Source organism: Klebsiella ornithinolytica, assembly GCF_030505655.1.
GTDB lineage: Bacteria > Pseudomonadota > Gammaproteobacteria > Enterobacterales > Enterobacteriaceae > Klebsiella > Klebsiella ornithinolytica.
In genome coordinates this window covers 1,850,482-1,872,259 of sequence record NZ_CP130153.1, presented here as the reverse complement: position 1 = coordinate 1,872,259, position 21,778 = coordinate 1,850,482, and the positions used below count along the sequence as shown (strand labels likewise).

The 21,778-nt window shown below is 56.0% G+C and carries 13 protein-coding genes and 1 tRNA gene; 4 read left to right on the top strand and 10 right to left on the bottom strand.

Translation table 11 applies throughout. From position 1 onward, the window contains the following. Positions 1–10: 10 nt before the first annotated feature. The 6 genes from Q1L34_RS08685 to nac all read right to left on the bottom strand — a co-directional run bounded on the left by Q1L34_RS08685 (position 11) and on the right by nac (position 7,086). On the bottom strand, positions 11–1,513 hold the full coding sequence (locus tag Q1L34_RS08685) for a sugar ABC transporter ATP-binding protein (RefSeq protein WP_004864380.1): 1,503 nt from the start codon (positions 1,511–1,513) through the stop codon (positions 11–13). Between the two features lie 16 nt (positions 1,514–1,529). Then, positions 1,530–2,570, bottom strand: a complete 1,041-nt coding sequence (locus tag Q1L34_RS08680) for a sugar ABC transporter substrate-binding protein (protein WP_004864381.1) — start codon at positions 2,568–2,570, stop codon at positions 1,530–1,532. A 58-nt stretch (positions 2,571–2,628) separates the two neighbouring features. Beyond that, the gene (locus Q1L34_RS08675) at positions 2,629–3,609 is read right to left on the bottom strand and encodes a TIM barrel protein (RefSeq protein ID WP_004864385.1); all 981 of its coding nucleotides are present in this window, start codon (positions 3,607–3,609) and stop codon (positions 2,629–2,631) included. 451 nt (positions 3,610–4,060) lie between these two features. After that, positions 4,061–5,005 carry a L,D-transpeptidase gene (gene ldtA, locus Q1L34_RS08670; RefSeq protein ID WP_004864386.1) on the bottom strand — a complete coding sequence of 315 codons (945 nt, stop codon included), beginning with the start codon at positions 5,003–5,005 and terminating at the stop codon, positions 4,061–4,063. A gap of 106 nt (positions 5,006–5,111) precedes the next feature. After that, the gene (gene cbl / locus Q1L34_RS08665; protein WP_015583978.1) at positions 5,112–6,062 is read right to left on the bottom strand and encodes an HTH-type transcriptional regulator Cbl; all 951 of its coding nucleotides are present in this window, start codon (positions 6,060–6,062) and stop codon (positions 5,112–5,114) included. Positions 6,063–6,168: 106 nt separating this feature from the next. Next, complete coding sequence (gene nac / locus Q1L34_RS08660; RefSeq protein WP_004864391.1) at positions 6,169–7,086, bottom strand: nitrogen assimilation transcriptional regulator NAC; 918 nt, start codon at positions 7,084–7,086, stop codon at positions 6,169–6,171. 185 nt (positions 7,087–7,271) lie between these two features. Here nac and Q1L34_RS08655 point away from each other — a divergent pair, with 185 nt between their 5' ends. Both Q1L34_RS08655 and Q1L34_RS08650 read left to right on the top strand, forming a co-directional pair. Further along, complete coding sequence (locus Q1L34_RS08655) at positions 7,272–7,394, top strand: hypothetical protein (protein WP_255555508.1); 123 nt, start codon at positions 7,272–7,274, stop codon at positions 7,392–7,394. A gap of 21 nt (positions 7,395–7,415) precedes the next feature. Continuing rightward, a tRNA-Asn gene (locus Q1L34_RS08650) sits at positions 7,416–7,491 on the top strand. Between the two features lie 395 nt (positions 7,492–7,886). Here Q1L34_RS08650 and ybtS read toward each other — a convergent pair. Genes ybtS through ybtP form a run of 4 tightly spaced genes read right to left on the bottom strand, consistent with a single transcriptional unit; the run spans position 7,887 to position 13,999 of the window. Further along, positions 7,887–9,197 carry a yersiniabactin biosynthesis salicylate synthase Irp9/YbtS gene (gene ybtS, locus Q1L34_RS08640; RefSeq protein WP_015583977.1) on the bottom strand — a complete coding sequence of 437 codons (1,311 nt, stop codon included), beginning with the start codon at positions 9,195–9,197 and terminating at the stop codon, positions 7,887–7,889. 27 nt (positions 9,198–9,224) lie between these two features. Beyond that, complete coding sequence (gene ybtX, locus Q1L34_RS08635; RefSeq protein WP_192226526.1) at positions 9,225–10,505, bottom strand: yersiniabactin-associated zinc MFS transporter YbtX; 1,281 nt, start codon at positions 10,503–10,505, stop codon at positions 9,225–9,227. Next, positions 10,498–12,300: a yersiniabactin ABC transporter ATP-binding/permease protein YbtQ gene (gene ybtQ, locus Q1L34_RS08630; protein WP_065906754.1), complete on the bottom strand. Its 1,803-nt coding sequence runs from the start codon at positions 12,298–12,300 to the stop codon at positions 10,498–10,500. The genes ybtX and ybtQ overlap by 8 nt, the downstream gene beginning before the upstream one ends. Next, the gene (gene ybtP / locus Q1L34_RS08625) at positions 12,287–13,999 is read right to left on the bottom strand and encodes a yersiniabactin ABC transporter ATP-binding/permease protein YbtP (RefSeq protein WP_165458774.1); all 1,713 of its coding nucleotides are present in this window, start codon (positions 13,997–13,999) and stop codon (positions 12,287–12,289) included. The genes ybtQ and ybtP overlap by 14 nt, the downstream gene beginning before the upstream one ends. 455 nt (positions 14,000–14,454) lie before the next feature. On the opposite strand from ybtP, the gene ybtA reads away from it, so the two are divergent. Next, a complete protein-coding gene (gene ybtA, locus Q1L34_RS08620; RefSeq protein WP_004864402.1) occupies positions 14,455–15,414 on the top strand; it encodes a yersiniabactin transcriptional regulator YbtA in 960 nt (319 codons plus the stop codon). A gap of 190 nt (positions 15,415–15,604) precedes the next feature. Further along, the gene (irp2, locus tag Q1L34_RS08615; protein WP_327204460.1) at positions 15,605–21,712 is read left to right on the top strand and encodes a yersiniabactin non-ribosomal peptide synthetase HMWP2; all 6,108 of its coding nucleotides are present in this window, start codon (positions 15,605–15,607) and stop codon (positions 21,710–21,712) included. The last annotated feature ends 66 nt before the right edge of the window (positions 21,713–21,778 follow it).

Here is a 21,778-nt window from a genome sequence, read left to right as displayed (position 1 = left end):
GGTAAGAAGTTTAAATGGTCTCTTCGACATCTTTAATGGCAGAGCGTGCAATATTATCTTCCGTGATGGCATCACCTTTCAGTTCTTTAGTAATCTTCCCTTCACGCATAACCAGTACGCGGTCAGAAATACGAATAATCTCTGTCATCTCTGAAGAGACAACAACAATCGCTTTGCCTGCACGGGCCAGTTTTTCTATCAGATTATAAATTTCTGATTTTGCCCCAATATCAATTCCCCGGGTTGGCTCGTCAAACAGAAAAACCTGAGCATCTGCGGCGACCCAGCGTCCAATAATAACTTTCTGCTGATTACCTCCACTTAATGTGCCAATCGTTTTATCAATGTTCAGTGGTCGTAGCTTCAAATCGCTCATCACTTCATGCGCCACCCGATTAAGCTTAACTTTACTGATCATTCCCGAAATGGTGAAGTTACGCATTGAAGGCAGCGCCATGTTCATCTTCACCGCACGTTCTTTAATAATCCCTTCTTTCTTGCGGTCTTCAGGCACCAGGCCGATACCGGACCTGATGGCAGCAGTGACGTTGTGATTGCGTACTGCCTTACCGTTAACAAACACGTTGCCGCTGCTGCGCTTATCAATACCGGCAATCAGTTTCATCAGTTCCGTACGCCCGGCTCCGACCAGACCCGCAATACCGAGCACCTCACCCGCACGGACGGTAAAACTGGCATCGCTCACAGCGCCACCCCGAGAGAGATTCTCTACGCGAAGCACTTCGCGCTCGGTCACATATGAGTTGTGCTCAAGTTTCTCAATCTTGCGCCCGACCATCTTTGAGACGATGCTCTCTTCATCCTCATCACAAATATTCACCACCCCAACCTGCCTGCCATCCCGCATAATGGTGGCCCGGTCGCAGACTTTGAAAATTTCGTTCATCTTATGAGAAACATAGATAAGCGATACCCCCATAGCTTTCAGATCCGAAATCAGCTCGGCCAACCGGTCGAACTCTCTCGGAGTCAGACTGGATGTCGGCTCGTCCATCGCGATAATTTTTGCATCGTCGAGCATGGCGCGAGCTATTTCCACAATCTGCTGCTGTGAGACTTTCAGGTTCTTGATCGGCTCATTGGGATCGATTGTCGGATCCAGTTGCTTGAGGATCAGCTCAGCTCTTTCCAGCTGAGCCTGTTTATCCACCCATAGACCTTTTGCTTTGGTTAGCGGTCGGCCAAGAAACATATTCTGCGCGACGGAGAGTTCCGGAACATGCTGTAATTCTTGATGAATCATGGCAATGCCGGCATGGCGCGCACTCAACGGATTCTTCATCTGAACGGTTTGCCCGTTGACGCTAATCTCACCGCTATCGGCCTCTCGTACACCTGAAAGAATATTTAACAGCGTGGATTTTCCCGCGCCATTCTCACCAATCAGAGCATGTACCTCTCCAGGTTTGACCGCAAAGTCCACGTCCTGCAATGCCGCCGCATTACCGTATGTTTTACTAATTCCACGCATCATTAAGCGATACTGTTCCATACACCCTCCGCCTGGCTTACTGCTGAGCCAGCAGTTGACGCAGCTTGTCGTTATCTTTGGTTGAGAAGGCGTCCGCATTCTCTTTGGTGATTAAAGCCTGGGGCGTCGAGACCACGCGGGAGATTTTCTGACCATCAATCAGACGCAGCATAACTTCCATTGCAACTTCCCCCGTCAGCACCGGGAAGCTATCCACCGTTCCTGTCAGCTCACCGCGTTTAATCGAGGCATAAGCATCTGAAATACCATCGGTACCGAAGACGGCCACCTGCCCGGCTTTATTCAACGAACGAACCGCTTCCACGACCCCCAGCGCCATGGTGTCGTTATTCGCGTAAAAGCCAATCAGATCGGGATGCTGCTGTAAAATGGTTGAGGCGGCATTAAACGCCTGTTCGCGACTCCAGTTCGCCGGCACGCTGGCGACAATATTGAATTTGCCATTGGCCTGCAGCGTCTCTTTGAAGCCACTGGTACGCTGACCGGCAGCATAGACTCCTGGCTGGCCCTCGATCACCGCGACCTTGCCGCCCTGCGGATGATGTTCAATGAACCATTTCGCCACCCGTACACCGTTATCCTTCTGCACATTACCCACGTAATACGGAGCATTTGGCATCACGGCATCGTTAACGTTGACCACGGGAATTCTTTTACTGGTGGCACTTTCGAGAGCGGGCTCAAGGTTAATATCGGTCTGGGGTGATACCAGAAGACCATTAAACCCTTGGGAGATAAGCGTTTCCGCAATTGATAACTGGCCCAGCTGATCGTCCTCATTTGCAGCTGCCTGATAAGCCACGGTGAAACCATATTTTTTACCGACGTTTTGGTAACCTTCGCCAAGTGAACGCCAGTATTCATTGGTCAGCGTTTTTGATACGCCGCCTATTTTTAGTTTGCTGTCGACTTTCGGCATTGGACCATATTTGCTGCTGAGCTGGGTCCAGTCCGTGCGATCGGGCTCAGTATCCGATTTCAGCGGGGCTAAATCGGCGGCATAAGCCATCGAGCACAGTAAAGAAGAGGCGAGTACAGAGAGTATGAGTTTTTTCATTTTTCAGCCTTCTATTGTCACGTAGGGAACGCTTTCTTATTTTTGCTAATGCTTGCCACTATCTGGCTAGCATGATGTCATTGACGATTCGTTGAGAGGCCACCGCATCCTGACGGCTGATGGCTGAGGTCAGTTCATCATTATCATTAAGCCGGGCACACAGTTTGAGCAATCGAGTAACGGTAGCAATGTTGATTTCAGCTTCACGAACCGGATCAAGACCGCTGGCATCCGGGAAGGTGTCAAAGTAATAGGCGCCCTGATAACCATCTCTCTGCATCTGCCAGAGGAATTCCAGCGTGGCACGCGGATTTACCGACCCCACCATCAAGCCATCGTCACGTTTCCCCCAGCCATCATTGAGATCAAGCCCCAGCAGGCGTGAACGCCGAGCGACCATCGCGGCTGCGTAGGCCGGGATCTCATTAGCAAACAGCACATGAGCAAAATCGAGCGTGATACCCAGGTTCGGGCAACCCGCCTCTTCTACCGCCAGCAAACAGGTCGTGGCATTGGGGAAAATACTGTAAGCCCGCGGTTCATTCGGTTTGTATTCAATACTGATATCAACGTCCGGCGCATATTCGGCAATTTCGCGGACCGCACTCACCGCATCGTCCCAGATTTTTTTGTAATCGGCCTGGAAGCAATAGTCATAGCCATCCTGCCCCATCCAGAGCGTCATCAGGCGGGAACCAAATTCCCGTCCGGCATCAATCCCGCGTTTTGTCAGTTCAATGGCCTCGCGGCGGATCTGCGGATTAGGGTTTGTAAATGCCCCGATTTTAAATTGCGGTGCATCCCAGCGCATTTGCATTCCGTTGACCGCCAGCCCCGCATCTTCAATGGCCTGGCGCAGCATTTGAATATCCGTCGTGATGTGTTGCGGGTAGTTCAGATCAAGGTGGGTTAACCCCTTAACCGTACCGGCACGAGCAATCATCTGCAGTACAGAGGGTTTTCCCTGAAGATCCGGCCAGTAGAGGTTAGCTCCTGAGGCAAAAGAGTTTAAACGCGTGGCAAATTTCAGTTCGGACATAAGGGTGGATCCTTCAAAACAGGTTTGTGATGTACTTTCCATCTTCACAATTATTTGTGAAGTTATATGCTAAAATACACTTCGCCACATAGTTAGCAAGAGTGACCATTTGAAAAATGGATAAAATGGGAGTCGGGTCACGAAATGAACAGGGGGGTATTCGTGGAAATGATCCCGCTAAGGCGCGAAAGAAAGTGGCTTCATAAGAGGCATGACAAATGAAGACATTCCCGGCTGACAGAGACGGGTTTCATGCTTTGGGGTGGGTATGAGTGGTTGTAAAATGATCTGTATTACATTGATAAAATAGATAATTTATTGAAAATGACAGGCCAGAGCGATCTTCTGGCCCTGGCCTGTCATAAATAATACCGGAGACTAAATTTTGATCTGAAAAAACCGCAGGTCAGTCATGCCTTATGCAACAAAGGACCCAAAAGAAGCGGGCTCGCTAGCTCCCGATATGACTTTGCGTGCCGGCCTCGCTGATATTGACCGGCATTCCGGAGCGTCGTTCGAGAGCCTGCTCCGCCCGAATCACATTGACGCCTTCCCCCTTCACAAACGCCTGGATGCCTGTGGTCGTGGGTAACGGCACTTTCCTGTCAGATTCGTATTCTGCGCGGTTACGCGATAGCGGCTCATGAACTTCCACCCAGCGGCTACCGTCCGGCTCTGCGGTAAACTTCACCGGCCGATCGATAATCTGCACGCGAGTGCCAACCGGGACGTTATCGAACAGATATTTGATATCGTCATTACGTAAGCGAATGCATCCCTGACTGACGCGCAGCCCGATACCAAAATTGGCATTGGTGCCATGAATCGCGTACAACCTGCCGATATAAATTGCGTACAGTCCCATTGGATTATCCGGCCCCGCCGGAACGAATGCTGGCAGGCTCTCACCTCGGCGGGCATATTCACGCCGTGTATTAGCCGTTGGCGTCCAGGTCGGCGCTTCCTGCTTACGTTCTACGGTCGTCACCCAGTTGCGCGGCGTTTCGCGCCCCGCCTGGCCGATGCCAATCGGCAAAACTTCAACGGTGTTGCCTTCCGGCGGATAGTAATAGAGGCGCATTTCCGCAACGTTGACCACAATACCTTCGCGAACCGTGTCAGGTAAAATCAACTGCTGCGGGATCACCAGCGTCGTCCCCGACTTCGGGAGAAAGACATCAACGCCGGGGTTGGCCTCCAGCATGTTGCTCAGCCCCTGGCCATATTGCGCCGCAAAGGCCTCCAACGGTTGCGTATTGTTGTGCGGTACGGTAACCCGCTGCGGGCTTCCCACCAGGCGGCTTCCTTCCGGCGGCAGCGGATAACTGACGGCCAGCGCACACTGGCTTGAGAGAATAACTAAAAGAGAGCAAAACCATTTCACACGCCGCACCATTTATTTCCCTTCCTCAGTCGCGACAATCGTGAATGAATTATAGCGTTTTTCTCACCTCCTCGTGGCAGCGGACCGCTGTTCCTTTATCCGCCACCGCGATGGCATTTTAAATCTGATAATCAATGGCCGCTTCTTCCGGCTCCATTGCCTGGCGTTTAATTTCATCCAGCGACAGCCCGGCGTTGCACAGCTCGATAAACCGCCAGACGTAATTACGCTGCAGCTGCCCGCGTTTAAGCCCTAACCAGACGGTATTGGCATCGAAAAGGTGCCGGGTTTCCAGGCGGGTGAAGGTGTCTGACTCCCGGGCATCGCCCGATTGTTCCGCCACCAGCCCGACGCCGAGTCCGAGCTCAACATAGGTTTTAATGACATCGGAGTCCTGTGCGCTAAGGACAATATCCGGCATCAGCCCTTTACGGTTAAAGGCTTCATCAATACGCGAGCGCCCGGTGATGCCCTGGCGGTAGGTAATTAACGGCCAGCGGGAAATAGCTTCCAGGGTTAAAGGGGTGGTTTGCACCAGCGGGTGATCTTTCGGCACCAGCAGGCTGTGATGCCAGCGGAACCAGGGAAAAGCCACCAGCGTCGGATCGTTACTCAGACGTTCACTGGCGATACCGATATCTGCGCCACCGTTATGCAATAGCGCTTCAATCTCCTGAGGGGTACCCTGAATCAGCTCCAGCCGCACATCGGAAAAGAGCTCCCGGAAAGCTTTAATCACCGGCGGCAGGCTGTAGCGCGCCTGGGTATGAGTCGTCGCAATCGTGAGCACGCCGGAGGCATCGTTGGTAAACAGGTCGGCAAGACGGCGGACATTGCTGGCTTCATTGAGAATGCGTTCGGCAATGGATAAGAGCGCTTTACCCGGCTCCGTCATCCCCAGCAGACGCTTACCGCGTCGGATGAAGATCTCGATCCCCAGCTCTTCTTCCAGTTCACGAATATGACGGCTCACGCCCGATTGCGATGTATACAGCATATTTGCGACTTCCGTCAGGTTGTAGTCCTGACGGGCAGCCTCACGAATAATTTTTAGTTGCTGGAAATTCACCCTTTCCTCCGGGCTATCAGACATAACATATGCTCTATTGTTAAAGTCTGTTGTCCTTACTAACAAATAATAAAAACCAGCAACTTATTCCTTTCGGGAATATAGATTAACTTACCAACAACAATTCACGATTCTCCAGCGAAGGACGACTCACCAGCGAAAGCAGAATCTCTTTCACCGCCTGTGCCTGCGGCGACAGGCTGCCCTTCGCCGACATGTTCAGCGATAACGACAGACTCATCGATGGGGTACTGATCCGCGCCATCCAGCCGTTTGCCGCACCGCACAGCGATCGCGCCGCGGACTCAGGCAGCACGGTGACGCCCATTCCGCTGGCAATCGCCGCGGTTAGCGTCGTAATGGATTCGATTTCGCCGATAATTTTCGCCGACAGACGACGCAGGGTGAACGCTTCCGTCACTCGCGCACGTACTGCGCTGTAATCGCGCGGCAGGAACAGGTTCATCTCCGCCACTGCGGTCAGATCGACGCTCTGGCCCGGGCAATCGCGGGTTCCCACCAGATAAAGATCTTCTTTCAACAAAGGCTGGCTGATGATGCCAGCGACCGGCGAGCGCTCGTAGAGCACGGCCATATCCAGCTGGCCGCTGAGCAATTTGTCGTTCAGGATTGTCCCGCTACTTTCCTGCAGGTAGACCATCACTTCAGGCAGCTCATTGCGGACCGTCTGCAGCAGCGGCATGGTAATGGCAGAAGCCGCGGTCCCCGGCGCAAGGCCAATCGAGACCTGGCCGCTGAGCGTATGACCCACGTTATTCACCGCCAGCTGCGCCTGCTCGCACTGACGCAGGATTGTACGCGCATGGGTGTAGAGAATCTTCCCGGCTTCGGTCGGCGTCACGCCGCGCTTTGTCCGAATCAGCAGCTGCTGGTCCAGTTCGCCTTCCAGGGTCGCCACCTGCTGGCTCAGCGCCGGTTGTGCGATGTGCAAGACTTCAGCAGCCTGAGTCAGACTGCCGATATCGACGATTTTCACAAAATACTTCAGTCGTCTTAAGTTCATTTTGCCTCCTGTAAGGAAAGCCAGTACCAACGCTGGCTATTGAGTTACAGAGGTTTTGCAATTTGCTTGCCAGTTTTTTCGCAACGGTGCAAAGGCCGCGCCAGGCGGCGTGATAAGCGATTCTGATAGCAACAGAGCATTTATTTGCCCGGTAAGCGGATTACGCTATGCTCCATTAGGGGTATATGTGCACCACAACGGTGCGCATTGATGGAAAACAGCGCAAACGCATCGCCATTGCTGAAATTGTCAGCAATCAAACAGATTCGGGTGATTCTGTCTTTGACAAGGTCATGCGCCGCCGTTAATATGCGCCCCGTTCACACGATTCCTCTGTAGTTCAGTCGGTAGAACGGCGGACTGTTAATCCGTATGTCACTGGTTCGAGTCCAGTCAGAGGAGCCATATTTAAGAAGCCCGCTTAAGGAAACTTAAGCGGGCTTTTTGCTTTGGCGTATCCTTATGAATCCTTATATCGCGTTGATTCAATAAGCTAGCGTGAAAATTTTCCCGCTGCGTTTTGATGTCATCCTCAGCATCGGAAAAATGCGTCGTCAAATCCGGACAGGTCAGTTCGACCGCCAATAAAACTCGTCATCTCATTGACCGACTGAAAGGAATTGAAGAAAAGTTCTGCGGGAAGTGGCTTCCTGCAGACGGCAGTACCACGGTAATAACAAGCGCCAGGCTATCCATCAGGGATTAATCGACAGCAGCCCGGTGACCAGTCGCGATGACATCGCCCATCGGCGCCACTCTTCCGCCCTTGTCCCGGAGGGACGACCGGAACGGCTTAGCCATCACTCCGATACCATGAGATAGGGCGCAATGCTCGCTAATTTCTCCCGGGTTTCCGTCAGTTCACGTTCCGGCGTAGATTGGGCAATGATCCCTGCTCCCGCCTGTATCCAGCACCGTTGACTGTCCTGAAATACGGAACGCAGGACTAACGCCGCATCGAAGCGCGCATCTTCCAGTAGCAGGATTGCGCCGGAATAGAGCTCTCGCGGGGTCTTCTCAATTCGCATAATGGCGTTCAGAGCAGCATTTTTAGGGATACCCGAGGCGGTAATCGACGGGAACAGCACGGTAAATGCATCCCAGGCATCTTTGTTTTCCGCAAGCTGACCGCTCACGCCAGAGCCCAGATGCTGAACGCTGCCACGCTTGCGGACCGACATTAAATCTTCAACCACCACGCTGCCCGGCCGACAAACCACCGCCAGTTCAGCAAGCGCTTCTTTGACAGAAAGGATATGCTCAAGCACCTCTTTACTGTCGTGCAGCAGCTCTGTCTCTTTCGCCTTATTTTGCTCCGGGCTTCCCATGCGATCGCGGGTGCCCGCAAGCGGTTCAGTGACCACTTTATTGCCCGTTACCGACATCACCAGCTCCGGGCTAAACCCTAGCGCTTCGCGTCCTTGCTGGCGGAACATAAACGACCGCGTGGGCGTGTTTGCCTGCCGCCCGTATAACAGGGTGGCGGGCATATCAATCCGGGATGGCAGCGGAATGGCGCGCGAGATAATCACTTTGACATATTCGCCCCGGCTGATCTCCGCAACGGCGCGCGCCACCTGTTGTTTATACACCTCACCATTGAGGGCGGTATCCACAGCCATGGAGTCCCCTCGCGTGGTTGTACTGGCCTCTTTTACCCACTCGCACAGACGTCGACATCCCTCAGCGGAGTCCGTATAAACGGTGACATTTCCCTTTTCAAACACAAGCTCTTCCCGGGGAACGGTTAATGTCAGCAGCGGCCACTCGCCGGCGTCGAAGGCAATCCCCCGCGCATGCGCCGCAAAGTTGAACCCAACCTGCCCATATACCCGACGCCCTTGCACCTGCGGATGCGCCATAAAACGACGCGCGCAGTCGACAATGGAATCCACCGCCCATTTTTGCTCCCCGGCATCATCAATGAATGTCGCCTGCGTTCCGTCGGCATTAATGTGCAACCGTGCCAGGCATCCTTTACCTAAATACCAACAGGGTTGACGCTCGTAGACATAGCACTCTTCATCTCCGAACTGGCGTAAGACGCCAGAAATCGTCGGCAGCCATTGTTCCTCTGGTAGCGCCAGGTGTAAAAATTCACTGATTTTCATCCCTTACCTCTCTGTGTTATTCCCGGTTCAATCAATTGAGCTGGTCATCAGTTTGCTTGCCGAATGCAGCCGGATATGGGCAACCCACGCCGCCAGTAACGTGAATATCCCGGCAAACAGGAAGCAGGCCGCATAGCCAAAATGTTGGGCCACAATGCCGCCGACAACGCCAGCCAGAATGGCGATTGCCGCGTCAGTACATTGAAAGAGGGTGAAGTCGACGCCGGCCTGTAAGGGTGATGAAAGCGACATCAGCGTGGCATAAAGACAGACCAGCGCGCAGGCCAGCGAAATGGACTGGATAATGACCAGACACTGGAGAACGGGCAGCAGCAGATGACCCGGCGCCATCTTCAGCGTCACCACCACCGCCAGCAGTGCGATCCCCTGGACGCCATAAGCCGTCAACAGCGCTCTGCCGGGTGAGGTGTACTTCATCAGTAATCCGCCGGCCAGCGTTCCTGCTATGCCCGCCGCAATATTACCGCCGCTAAACAGCGCACCCAGCGCTGACATACTCAGCCCATGATCCAACAACAGCGGCGCCAGAAGAGGCAGCACAAACCGCATACCGGAATTCAGCATCAATACCAGCAGTAAGCCCAGACGCGCCTGTCTTCGCCTTAGCGCATAACCTAACGCCGGAACATGCGGGACCGTCACCGTTCGCGTCGGCTCCGTAATGCGCCACAGCGGGAGTGATAACACCATAATCAGCAGCGCCATGATCAGCATGGCGACAGGCCAGCCGGATGCCGCCGACAGCATCAGGAACACCCCGCCACCGCACATCATCCCCAGATAGCTACCGCCAACCTGCACGCTGTTTCCCCAGCCATAACCCGCGCGGGTCAGCTGATCGACGCAAAAACCGTCGCTGGCGATATCAATGGTGGAGGCGACCGTGCCTGCCACCATGAACAGAACAAATAACGCCACGATTTGCGTATCGGGAAATCCCCCTTCTCGCCCGAACCAGCCGATCGCAGCGGCCATCATCAGGAGCGCCGCTAACGCGACCTGTCCACGCAGGATTAACATGCGGGAACGGCGCTCCGGGCTATCGGGCGGGAGCCGCCAGCGCTCGATCCACGGCGCCCAAATAAACTTCAGCGCCCAGGGCAACATAAACAGCGTTGTCGCCCCAGCAAGCGCCAGCGATCCGCCGGCAGCGCGCACCAGCGCGGGTAAGGACTGCATAGACAGCGCCGATACCAGACTCTGCGTCACATAAACGCCGGCAATAGCAAAAATCACCCGCCCGGTTGTTAACGTCAGCGGTTTCACATTCGACTGAAGGTCACTCATGAGCCCATTCTCCAGGCGCAGAAGCCCCTTCGTCGCGCCACGCGCGCGCGGCCATTTGCGCTTGCCACAGCGCCTGATAACGTCCATGACGGGAGAGCAATTGCGCGTGAGTGCCCTGCTCAACCACGCGTCCCTCTTCCATCACCAGGATGTTTCCCGCTCCGGCGATGGTTGATAAACGGTGGGCGATAATAATCACCGTCCGATTGTGAACCAGGTTATCGATAGCTTTCTGCACCGCCAGTTCGCTTTCAATATCCAGCGCGGCGGTCGGTTCATCAAGAATGACGACCGGCGCATTTTTCAATAACGCTCGGGCAATGGAAATCCGCTGGCGCTCGCCGCCCGATAACTGCCCACCCATCTCACCCATTGGCGTCAACCAGCCTTGCGGAAGACGGGAAATAAACTCAAGGCACTGCGCCGCGCGGGCGGCTTCCTCCACCTCCTGCTGCGTCGCCTGTGGGCGCGCGATACGGATATTCGCCAGCAGCGTGTCATCAAACAGCCAGACATCCTGGAAAACAACAGAAATCAGGCTATTGAGCTGTTCTGGCCTCAGGCGGCGAATATCGACGCCGCCAATAGAAATCTGTCCTTGCTGCGGATCGGCGTAGCGCATTAACAGTTTTGTGACCGTGGTTTTGCCTGCCCCAGAGGCGCCCACCAGCGCGCTCATACTGGCTGCGGGGAACGTCAAAGAAACGTTATTGAGTGCCTGCCCGTCTCCTTCTTCGTAGCGATAGCTGACATGATCAAAACGGATATCGTAACGTTCCGGCAGCTCGCTTTGTTCTGTGACGGCAAGCGGCGCAATCGCCATAAACTGCTCAATCCGCTGGAGGGCGCTGGCGATCAGTTCCACGACCGAGGTGTAGCTGATAAACATCGCCATCGGTTCTGCGAAGCGCATAATCATCGCGACGGCGGCAATCAGGAAGGCGAGGTTCAGGGTCCCCGTCACCACCCAGACGATCCCGGATAACACCACCACCTGCAGACCCAGCTCTACGACGCTGGCGATCAACATCGTCGCGCCAGCGCTCTGACGGTGAGTGCGGGTCTGTAAGTTTTCCAGCGCATCGAAATGCGCCAGCAGCGCCCGGCTTTTATCGGCATCGCTACCGCAGGTACGCAATACCATCATCCCCTGAGCAAATTCAACGATATCACCGCTCAGCTGCTGATGCGCTTTCCCCAGCATCTGCATCTGTCGCCGCATCGCCGGACGGCGCCAGTAATAAAACGGCACCAGCAGAGGGAAGACCAGTAGCATCACCAGCCCCAGCCGCCAGTCTATCCACAAAGTCGCCAGCGACGCCGTCAATGGCGTAACAAGGGTGAGTAATAAAATATTGGCTATCGCAATAACATAATTAAGGTTTTCATCCACGCTGCCCAGCAGCAAAGCGTTCATTTCCCCTGCCCGTCCGCGCTGGAGTTTCTCCAGCGGCACGCGGCGTAATTGCTCGCCCAGGCGCAGACGTAACTCATGGGTAGCCTGCGCCAGATGGCCGCGGTATTCAAAGCCCAGGCCATACCAACGTAGCGCCAGCGTCACAATCGCGGCAATGCTGAAGGCCACTGCCCAGTTGAGAAGTGACGATGCATCCCCCCGTAACAGCGCATCAATGATCGGATAAAGACAGGCAAAGGCGATCCCCTGCATGAATGCCGCCAGCAATAGCGCCAGCATACTGCGCCGCAGCATCCCGGCCTGGCTGCCAACGCTGGAGATAAGCTGACGCCAGATGACGCGCCAGGCCAGGTTATCCGCAGGATTATTGTCTTCCATTTTCCACTCCCTCTTCCTGTACGCCACCCGGTACCCAACGCTGCGCCTGCTGATAGTGTTGCCAGAGCCGTTGATACAAGCCGCACTGTTCCAGAAGTTGCGCATGGTTGCCCATTTCCCTGAGCCGCCCGTCGGAAAACAGCAATATCACATCAGCCTGAGTCACCATTGAGAGGCGATGCGCGACCATGATGACCGTCCGGCCGCGCATCGCCGCCGCCAGCGCCTTGATAAGCGCGGCTTCGTTTTCCGGGTCAGCAAACGCCGTCGCCTCATCGAGCACCAGGATGGGGCGGTCCTGCAAAAGCGCCCGGGCGATGGTGATGCGCTGTCGCTGACCGCCGGAGAGAAATACCCCGCGTTCCCCGACTCGCGTGTTGTACCCCTCTGGCAGTGCGCTAATAAATTCATGGGCCTGCGCCACCCTGGCCGCCGCGACTACCGCCTCCAGCGGCGTATCCGGCGCGCCCAGACGAATGTTATTGGCGATTGTGTCGGCAAAAAGGAAGTTGTCCTGAAACACAAAAGAGAGTTGCTTCATCAAGGTGTTCGTCTGCATATCGCGAAGATCCACGCCGCCAATACGGATGTGGCCTTTGTCGGGATCGGCGTAACGCAGCAGCAAGCGTGCCACGGTGCTTTTCCCGGCGCCGCTTGGCCCGACCAGCGCCACAATTTGCCCGGCAGGTACATGAAAGCTCACCTCCTGCAACGCGGCATCAGCCCGCGCTTGCGGATAATGGAAGCTCACCTGCTCAAAGGTAATACTCGCCTCTTTCGGCTGTTGGTCAGATAGCGGCAGCGATAACTCCGGCATTGCGAGAACCTGATAAATACGCTGAATGCTTAAACGCGTTTGCGCGACCAGGTTATTGAGCATCATCATTGGCATCACGGCTTCGGCCATTCCGCTGCCGAGCAGTAAAACGGCCACCCACGCGATAAAGTCGAAACCGCCATAGTGCAACAGGCCGTATCCCGACCAGATCAGGACAAATAAGGTCGGGAGAGGATTCAGAATCGAGAATGAAAAACGTGCTGAAAAACCGGCTTTGCGATACCAGGTTTTGAGCACGCCAACCCACTCTTCAAGGGCATGTTGGTAGCGCAAAAAACTGCTGCTGCCGCTGTCAAACGTTCTCACTACGGGCATGGCCTGCACGAACTCAATAACCGCCGCGCTGACTTGCTCGCGTGCCTGATGATAACGCTGGGCCAAATCTTCCGAACGCTGGCGGGCGAGCACGAGAACAACCGAGCCAAACGCCAGTACCCCCAGCGTCGCGATAGCCAGTCGCCAATCCAGCCAGAACAAGATAACGATAGTCGCCAGCGGCATGATGACCGCGCGGGCGTAGAGCGGCGTGCTGTCAGCCACAAAAATATGTAACGACTTCACATCATCCAGCATCACTTTCGCCACTGATCCGCTGCCCATTTGCTGTAACGCGCCAGGCGAAAGCTGCAATGCTTTACGGGCTAACCTGCTGCGCAGAATGTTCTCCAGATGAAAAGCCGCGTAATGAGAGATATTGAATGCCTGCAGGCGCAGGACAAAAGTCAATACCACGCAGCTAATCAGGCCACTCAGCGGCCAGGCAGGAATCGCGTCAGGCGTCGCGCGGATGTCGCGCAGACTCCACGCCAGAAAAAGGAGCGCTCCCAGGCTGGTTAATGCCGCCAGCCCCGCCAGCGCCATCGCTAAAATAACCTTCCGGCGAACCGGTGTAATCACCTGCCAGAGCGGAAATCGGGATAGCGATTCAGTATTTGATGATTGAGATGACATGGGAATGGCTGAATTTCCTGATGAATTTTTACGCACACCAAAAACGACAATTCAGAGTGGCGTTCTGATAATTAATGTGAATAATAACCATTATCAATTACTCATCTACCCCATTCGGTTCTATTTTTACCCTAAATAGTTCGAGTTGCAGGAAGGCGGCAAGCGAGGGAATCCCAGAAATTTATAGCAATCATTGACGGGGGGGGGGGACAAATCTGTCTGGAACAGAGTTGAATGCCGTGTCGCGGCGGCCCGCCAGGGTAAAGCTCATGAATGAGCCGAGTAACCCAATCAACGCACATGCAGCTTGAAGTATGACGGGTATATACCCGCATTGGACTAAGCCACAGGGAGATAACCAGGTCATGACGGAGTCACCACAAACGCAATCTGAAATCTCTATTCATCAGTTGGTAGCCGGGAAACCCGTAAAGGATGGCAATATTCCTGCCCAGTGTGAACTGCTACGCTGTTCGTTGCAGGAAGGGATGGATATTTTGCTCTGGAGGGGGAATTTTGCGCGGCCTGAGACGTTGCAACTACATGACGATCTGGGCAGGATTAACTTCTCGTGCATTCTGGAAGGCACATCTCACTTTGCTATCCAGGGACTCAGACGCCATACCGACTGGGAGCTTGCGCGTAATCGCCATTACATTACCCATACGCCCGGCTGCCGCGGCAGCGCCTCCTATTGTGGCCGCTTCGAGAGCATTACGCTCTCCTTCAGCCCTGAAACCCTCGCGCTGTGGGTGCCGGATATTAGCGCGGTCATTAAGAAGAAGATCGACTCCCACTGCTGCTGTCAGCAGCAGCGTTGTAATGCTGAAACCCACTTAACGGCTCAAGCCTTGCGTCACGCGCTGATGCGGATGCACAGCGGCTTCAGTCATGAGCAAAAGCCATCGACGCTTTGGCTACAGGGACAAAGTCTGGTGATGCTCAGTCTGGTGCTGGATGAACATCGCGAAGACACCGGTTGCCTCTCCTGCCACTTCAACCCAATGGAACGCCAGAAACTGCTGCGGGCGAAGGATCTGCTGCTGGCAGACCTGACGCAAGCACCGGGCGTCGCAGAGCTGGCCAGAGAGTCCGGTCTGAGCGTGCTCAAAATTAAGCGGGGGTTCCGCGTTCTGTTCAACAACAGCGTCTATGGTCTGTTTCAGGCAGAACGCATGCAGGAAGCCAGAAGACGCCTGGCCAATGGCAATACCTCGGTCATGACGGTGGCAGCCGATCTGGGCTATGCCAACGCCAGCCATTTCTCTGCCGCCTTCCAGAAACAGTTTGGTGTTACTCCTTCGACCTTTAAACGCGTGATGTAATCGGGGTTGTCTCCTCATCAATTCCTCCCTGACAGAGGCCCGGATATCCCATCCGGGCCTCTGCGCTTTCTGCCTGCCGCCAACCCGAAACGGGCATAAATAAACCCGTTTCGGGTAGCACTCAATTGTTAATAATTATTATTCTCATGTAGACAATGCTTTTTGGTAAGACGTGCCATCAGGAGGAAGAATGATTTCTGGCGCACCCTCTCAGGATTCGCTGTTACCGGGCAACCGCCACACGGCTGATTACCAACAATTACGCGAGCGGCTCATGCAGGAGCTGAATTTAACGCCGCAGCAGTTACATGAAGAGAGCAATCTGATCCAGGCAGGCCTGGATTCAATCAGGTTGATGAGATGGTTACACTGGTTCCGTAAAAAAGGCTATCGCCTTACCCTTCGCGAACTGTATGCCGCCCCCACGCTGGCCGCATGGCGCCAGTTGATGCGCAGCCGTAGTGTTGAAAAACCGGACGACGAAACACCGCCGGACGAAACCGCCTGGCCGAAAATGGCTGAAAGTACCCCCTTCCCTCTGACGCCGGTACAGCACGCCTACCTGACGGGCCGTATGCCGGGACAGACGCTTGGCGGCGTGGGGTGCCACCTGTATCAGGAGTTTGCAGGCCATTGTCTGACGGCGTCGCAGCTGGAGCAGGCCATCACGACCTTGCTGCAACGCCACCCGATGCTGCATATCGCCTTTCGCCCCGACGGGCAGCAGGTCTGGTTGCCGCAACCTTACTGGAACGGCGTCACCCTTCATGATTTACGCCATAATGATGCTGAAAGCCGCGAGGCCTATCTGCAAGCGCTGCGCCAGCGCCTGAGCCACCGTCTTTTACGCGTGGAGATCGGCGAAACGTTTGATTTTCAGCTAACGCTCTTACCGGACAATCGCCACCGCCTCCATGTCAATATTGACCTGTTGATTATGGATGCCTCCAGCTTTACGCTTTTCTTCGATGAACTCAACGCACTGCTGGCCGGAGAATCGCTATCGGCTATCGACACCGGCTATGATTTCCGCTCGTATTTACTGCACCAGCAGAAGATTAATCAACCGCTGAGAGACGAAGCGCGCGCCTACTGGCTGGCGAAAGCACCGACGCTTCCTCCCGCGCCTGTCTTGCCGCTGGACTGCGAGCCCGCCACGCTACGTGAAGTCCGTAATACCCGGCGCCGCATGATTGTCCCGGCAACACGTTGGCACGTCTTTAGCCAACGGGCTGGCGAATATGGCGTCACGCCGACAATGGCACTGGCGACCTGTTTTTCCGCCGTTCTGGCTCGCTGGGGCGGCCTGACGCGTCTGCTGCTTAACATCACCTTATTCGACCGCCAGCCGCTGCACCCGGCGGTTGACGCAATGCTTGCCGACTTCACCAATATTCTTTTGCTGGATACCGCCTGCGACGGCGATACCGTCAGCAACCTGGCGCGGAAAAACCAGCTGACGTTTACTGAAGACTGGGAGCATCGCCACTGGTCCGGCGTCGAACTGCTCCGTGAACTCAAACGCCAGCAGCGCTACCCCCACGGCGCCCCGGTGGTATTTACCAGCAATCTGGGGCGTTCCCTCTACAGCAGTCGCGCAGAGTCACCGTTGGGCGAGCCTGAATGGGGCATCTCGCAAACGCCGCAGGTCTGGATAGATCATCTGGCGTTCGAGCATCAAGGCGAGGTCTGGCTGCAATGGGACAGCAACGACGCGCTGTTCCCTCCGGCCTTAGTCGAGACGTTGTTCGACGCCTACTGCCAGCTGATTAACCAACTCTGCGATGACGAAACCGCCTGGCAAAAGCCGTTCGCCGATATGATGCCCGCCAGCCAGCGCGCGATACGCGAACGGGCCAACGCCACCGACGGCCCCATTCCCAAAGGCTTGCTGCATGAAGGCATTTTCCGTATCGCTCTGCAACAGCCGCAGGCGCTGGCGGTGACGGACATGCGTTATCAGTGGAGTTATCGTGAGCTGACAGACTACGCCCACCGTTGCGCGGGCAGGTTAATTGAGTGCGGGGTTCAGCCCGGCGACAATGTGGCTATCACGATGTCGAAAGGCGCGGGACAACTTGTTGCCGTTCTGGCCGTCCTGCTGGCCGGCGCGGTTTACGTTCCGGTTTCGCTGGACCAGCCCGCCGCACGGCGCGAGAAAATCTACGCTGACGCCAGCGTCCGGCTGGTGCTCATTTGCCAGCACGACGCCGGCGTCTGGTCAGACGCCATACCCGTCCTTGCCTGGCAGCAGGCCATTGAGGCGAAGCCGATCGCCAACCCGGTGGCACGCGCCTCCACGCAACCGGCCTACATTATCTACACCTCCGGTTCTACCGGCACGCCGAAAGGCGTAGTCATTTCGCACCGGGGAGCGCTCAACACCTGTTGCGACATCAACAGCCGCTATCAGGTTGGCGCCGGAGACAGGATGCTGGCGCTGTCCGCCCTGCATTTTGACTTATCGGTTTACGACATTTTTGGCGTGCTGAGCGCCGGCGGCGCGCTGGTTATGGTGATGGAAAATCAACGGCGCGATCCTCACGCATGGTGTGAGCTGATCCAACGCCATCATGTCACGCTCTGGAACAGCGTCCCGGCGCTGTTCGATATGCTGCTGACCTGGTGTGAAGGTTTCGCCGACGCCACGCCGGAAAATCTGCGCGCGGTGATGCTTTCCGGCGACTGGATCGGTCTTGCGCTCCCCGCCCGTTATCGGGCCTTCCGGCCGCAAGGACAATTTATCGCCATGGGCGGCGCCACCGAGGCGTCGATCTGGTCTAACGTCTGCGAGGTTAAGCAGGTCCATGACCACTGGCGTGCCATCCCTTACGGTTTTCCTCTAACCAACCAACGCTACCGGGTGGTGGATGAACAGAACCGGGACTGCCCTGACTGGGTGTCAGGCGAATTATGGATTGGCGGCATCGGGGTCGCGGAAGGCTATTTCAACGATCCCCTGCGCAGCGAGCAGCAATTTTTGACGCTCTCCGGCGAGCGCTGGTATCGCACCGGCGATCTCGGCTGCTACTGGCCAGACGGCACAGTAGAGTTCCTCGGTCGTCGTGACAAGCAGGTCAAAGTCGGAGGATATCGCATCGAGCTGGGCGAAATAGAAAACGCGCTCAGCCAGCTGACGGGCGTGAAACAATCAACCGTGGTGGCGGTTGGCGAAAAAGAAAAGACGCTGGTGGCATATGTTGTTCCTCAAGGCGAGGATTTTTGCGTTACCCATCATCGAGACCCGGCACTACCGCAGGCATGGCACGCGCTTGCGGGCGCATTGCCCTGCTGCACGCTCTCGCCAGAGATATCCGCCGAACAGGTCGCCGATTTCCTTCAGCATCGGCTGTTAAAACTGAAACCGGGTCAAACCCCTGGCGCCGATCCGCTCTCCCTGATGAACGCACTCGCTATCCAGCCACGCTGGCAGGCCGTGGTGGAGCGCTGGTTAGCATTTCTCGTTACGCAACAGCGCCTGAAGCCCGTAGCTGAAGGGTATCAAGTCTGCGCTCATGAAGAACGCGAGGATGAACACCCGCATTTCAGCGGGCATGATGTCACCTTAGCGCAAATTCTTCGCGGCACCCGCGACGAACTGTCATTACTGAACGATGCCCGGTGGTCGCCGGAAAATCTGGCCTTCGACCATCCGGCCAGCGCCTGGTATATTCAGGAACTGGCGACAATTTGCCAACGGCTTGCGCCACGTTTACAGCGCCCGGTACGCCTGCTTGAGGTGGGAACCCGCACTGGCCGCGCCGCAGAATCGCTGTTAACACAGCTTAATGCTGAACAGATTGAGTATGTCGGGCTTGAGCATAGCCAGGAGATGCTGCTGAACGCCCGGCAGAGGCTTTCTCCCTGGTCCGACGCCCGGCTGCTCCCCTGGCATGCAGACACGCTGGCGGCGCACGCCCGCTCGGCGGACATTATCTGGCTTAACAACGCTCTGCATCGTCTGTTGCCAGAAGACCCCGCTCTCCTGGCAACATTACAACAGCTTGCCGCCCCCGGCGCACTGCTCTACGTGATGGAGTTTCGTCAGTTAACGCCGTCTGCCCTGCTCAGCACGCTCCTGTTAACCGATGGGCAGCCGGAGGCTTTGCTCCATAACAGCGCAGACTGGGCGGCATTATTTACCGCCGCCGCCTTCAACTGCCAGCATGGCGATGAGGTCGCGGGGTTACAACGCTTCCTCGTACAATGTCCTGATAGCCAGGTGCGTCGCGATCCTCGTAAACTTCAGGCCGCCCTCGCCGAACGCTTGCCGGGGTGGATGGTGCCGCAACGAATTGTCTTCCTAGATGCCCTACCGCTGACGGCTAACGGGAAAATTGACTATCAGGCGCTGAAGCAGCGTCATACCCCGGAAGCGGAAAACCGGGCCGAGGCGGATTTACCTCGGGGCGACATTGAAAAACAGGTTGCCACCCTCTGGCAACAACTCTTATCGACGGGCCCCGTCACCAGAGAGACCGACTTCTTCCAACAAGGCGGCGATAGTTTGCTGGCTACCCGTCTGACCGGGCAACTCCGTCAGGCAGGTTACGAAGCGCAATTAAGCGACCTGTTTAATCAGCCCCGGCTGGCAGATTTTGCCGCCACGCTGCGTAAAATCGACGTTCCTGTCGAACAACAATTTGTCCACTCCCCTGAAGAACGCTACCAGCCCTTTGCGCTTACCGACGTGCAGCAGGCTTACCTGGTGGGGCGTCAGCCGGGCTTTGCCCTGGGCGGCGTCGGCTCTCACTTCTTTGTTGAATTTGAAATTGCCGAACTGGACATCACCCGGCTGGAGACGGTCTGGAACCGATTAATCGCCCGCCACGATATGCTGCGCGCCGTTGTGCGTGATGGTCAACAGCAGGTTCTCGCACAGACGCCCCCTTGGGTGATACCCACGCACACCTTCCATACGCCTGAAGAGGCGTTGCGGGTACGGGAAAAACTGGCGCATCAGGTACTCAATCCCGAAGTCTGGCCGGTATTCGATCTCCAGGCCGGATTTGTGGACGGGATGCCCGCCCGCTTGTGGCTGTGTCTGGATAATCTGCTGCTGGACGGGCTGAGCATGCAGATCCTGTTGGCGGAGCTGGAACACGGCTATCGCTATCCGCAACAGCTCCCTCCGCCGCTTCCCGTCACCTTCAGGGACTATCTACAGCAATCCTCGCTCCAGTCGCCCAATGCAGACTCTCTGGCCTGGTGGCAGGCGCGACTTGATGATATTCCGCCAGCGCCTGCGTTGCCGCTGCGCTGCTTGGCTCAGGAGGTTGAGGCGCCGCGCTTCGCTCGCCTGAACGGTGCAATGGACAGTGCGCGCTGGCGTCGTCTGAAAAAACGGGCGGCTGACGCACACCTCACCCCATCGGCCGTGCTGTTGTCCGTATGGTCAACGGTTCTCTCTGCATGGAGTGCGCAGCCTGACTTCACGCTTAACCTTACGCTTTTCGACAGACGGCCACTGCACCCGCAAATCAACCAGATCCTCGGCGATTTCACCTCGCTGATGCTGCTGAGCTGGCATCCCGGGGAGAGCTGGTTGCACAGCGCGCAGTTACTGCAGCAGCGACTGAGCCAAAACCTCAGCCACCGCGATGTGTCGGCAATCCGCGTGATGCGTCAACTGGCACAGCGGCAAAACGTGCCCGCCGTTTCGATGCCCGTCGTCTTTACCAGCGCGCTGGGCTTTGAACAGGATAACTTCCTTGCCCGGCGCAATCTGCTCAAGCCGGTCTGGGGCATTTCCCAGACGCCGCAGGTCTGGCTCGATCACCAGGTTTATGAGTCCGAAGGCGAACTGCGCTTCAACTGGGATTTTGTCGCTGCCCTGTTTCCTTCGGGCCAGGTGGAACGCCAGTTTGAACAGTATTGCGCATTGCTCAACCGAATGGCCGAGGATGAAAGCGCCTGGCAACGGCCGCTTGCCGTGCTGGTACCCCCCGCTGAGCACGCGGGGCAACGCGCAGAGCGCCCACAGCGCGTATGCCCTGAGCACGCTCAGCCACACGGTGCGGCGGACGAACGCACGGTCAGCCTGATTTGCGACGCCTTCCGCGAAGTGGCTGGCGTGCCAGTCACCCCAGCTGAAAACTTCTTTGAGGCGGGCGCAACGTCGCTGAATCTGGTGCAACTGCACGTTTTATTACAGCGTCACGAATTTTCCACCCTGACGTTGCTGGATCTCTTCACCCACCCTTCTCCTGCCGCCCTGGCTGATTATCTGACCGGCATCGCCTCGGTGGAGAAAACCCAACGCCCTCGCCCTGTTCGCCGTCGTCAGCGACGGATATAGCGCGAAGCAAACTGATTTTCCCCGGAACGCTATTGTGCATGCATGGCGTTCCATTGACTTTGTGAA

Coding starts and splice junctions, on each gene's coding strand:
- Q1L34_RS08685 (WP_004864380.1), bottom strand. CDS start 1,513: ATGGAACAGTATCGCTTAATGATGCGTGGAATTAGTAAAACATACGGT.
- Q1L34_RS08680 (WP_004864381.1), bottom strand. CDS start 2,570: ATGAAAAAACTCATACTCTCTGTACTCGCCTCTTCTTTACTGTGCTCG.
- Q1L34_RS08675 (WP_004864385.1), bottom strand. CDS start 3,609: ATGTCCGAACTGAAATTTGCCACGCGTTTAAACTCTTTTGCCTCAGGA.
- ldtA (WP_004864386.1), bottom strand. CDS start 5,005: ATGGTGCGGCGTGTGAAATGGTTTTGCTCTCTTTTAGTTATTCTCTCA.
- nac (WP_004864391.1), bottom strand. CDS start 7,086: ATGAACTTAAGACGACTGAAGTATTTTGTGAAAATCGTCGATATCGGC.
- Q1L34_RS08655 (WP_255555508.1), top strand. CDS start 7,272: ATGTGCACCACAACGGTGCGCATTGATGGAAAACAGCGCAAACGCATC.
- ybtS (WP_015583977.1), bottom strand. CDS start 9,197: ATGAAAATCAGTGAATTTTTACACCTGGCGCTACCAGAGGAACAATGG.
- ybtX (WP_192226526.1), bottom strand. CDS start 10,505: ATGAGTGACCTTCAGTCGAATGTGAAACCGCTGACGTTAACAACCGGG.
- ybtQ (WP_065906754.1), bottom strand. CDS start 12,300: ATGGAAGACAATAATCCTGCGGATAACCTGGCCTGGCGCGTCATCTGG.
- ybtP (WP_165458774.1), bottom strand. CDS start 13,999: ATGGCGCTGGCGGGGCTGGCGGCATTAACCAGCCTGGGAGCGCTCCTT.
- ybtA (WP_004864402.1), top strand. CDS start 14,455: ATGACGGAGTCACCACAAACGCAATCTGAAATCTCTATTCATCAGTTG.
- irp2 (WP_327204460.1), top strand. CDS start 15,605: ATGATTTCTGGCGCACCCTCTCAGGATTCGCTGTTACCGGGCAACCGC.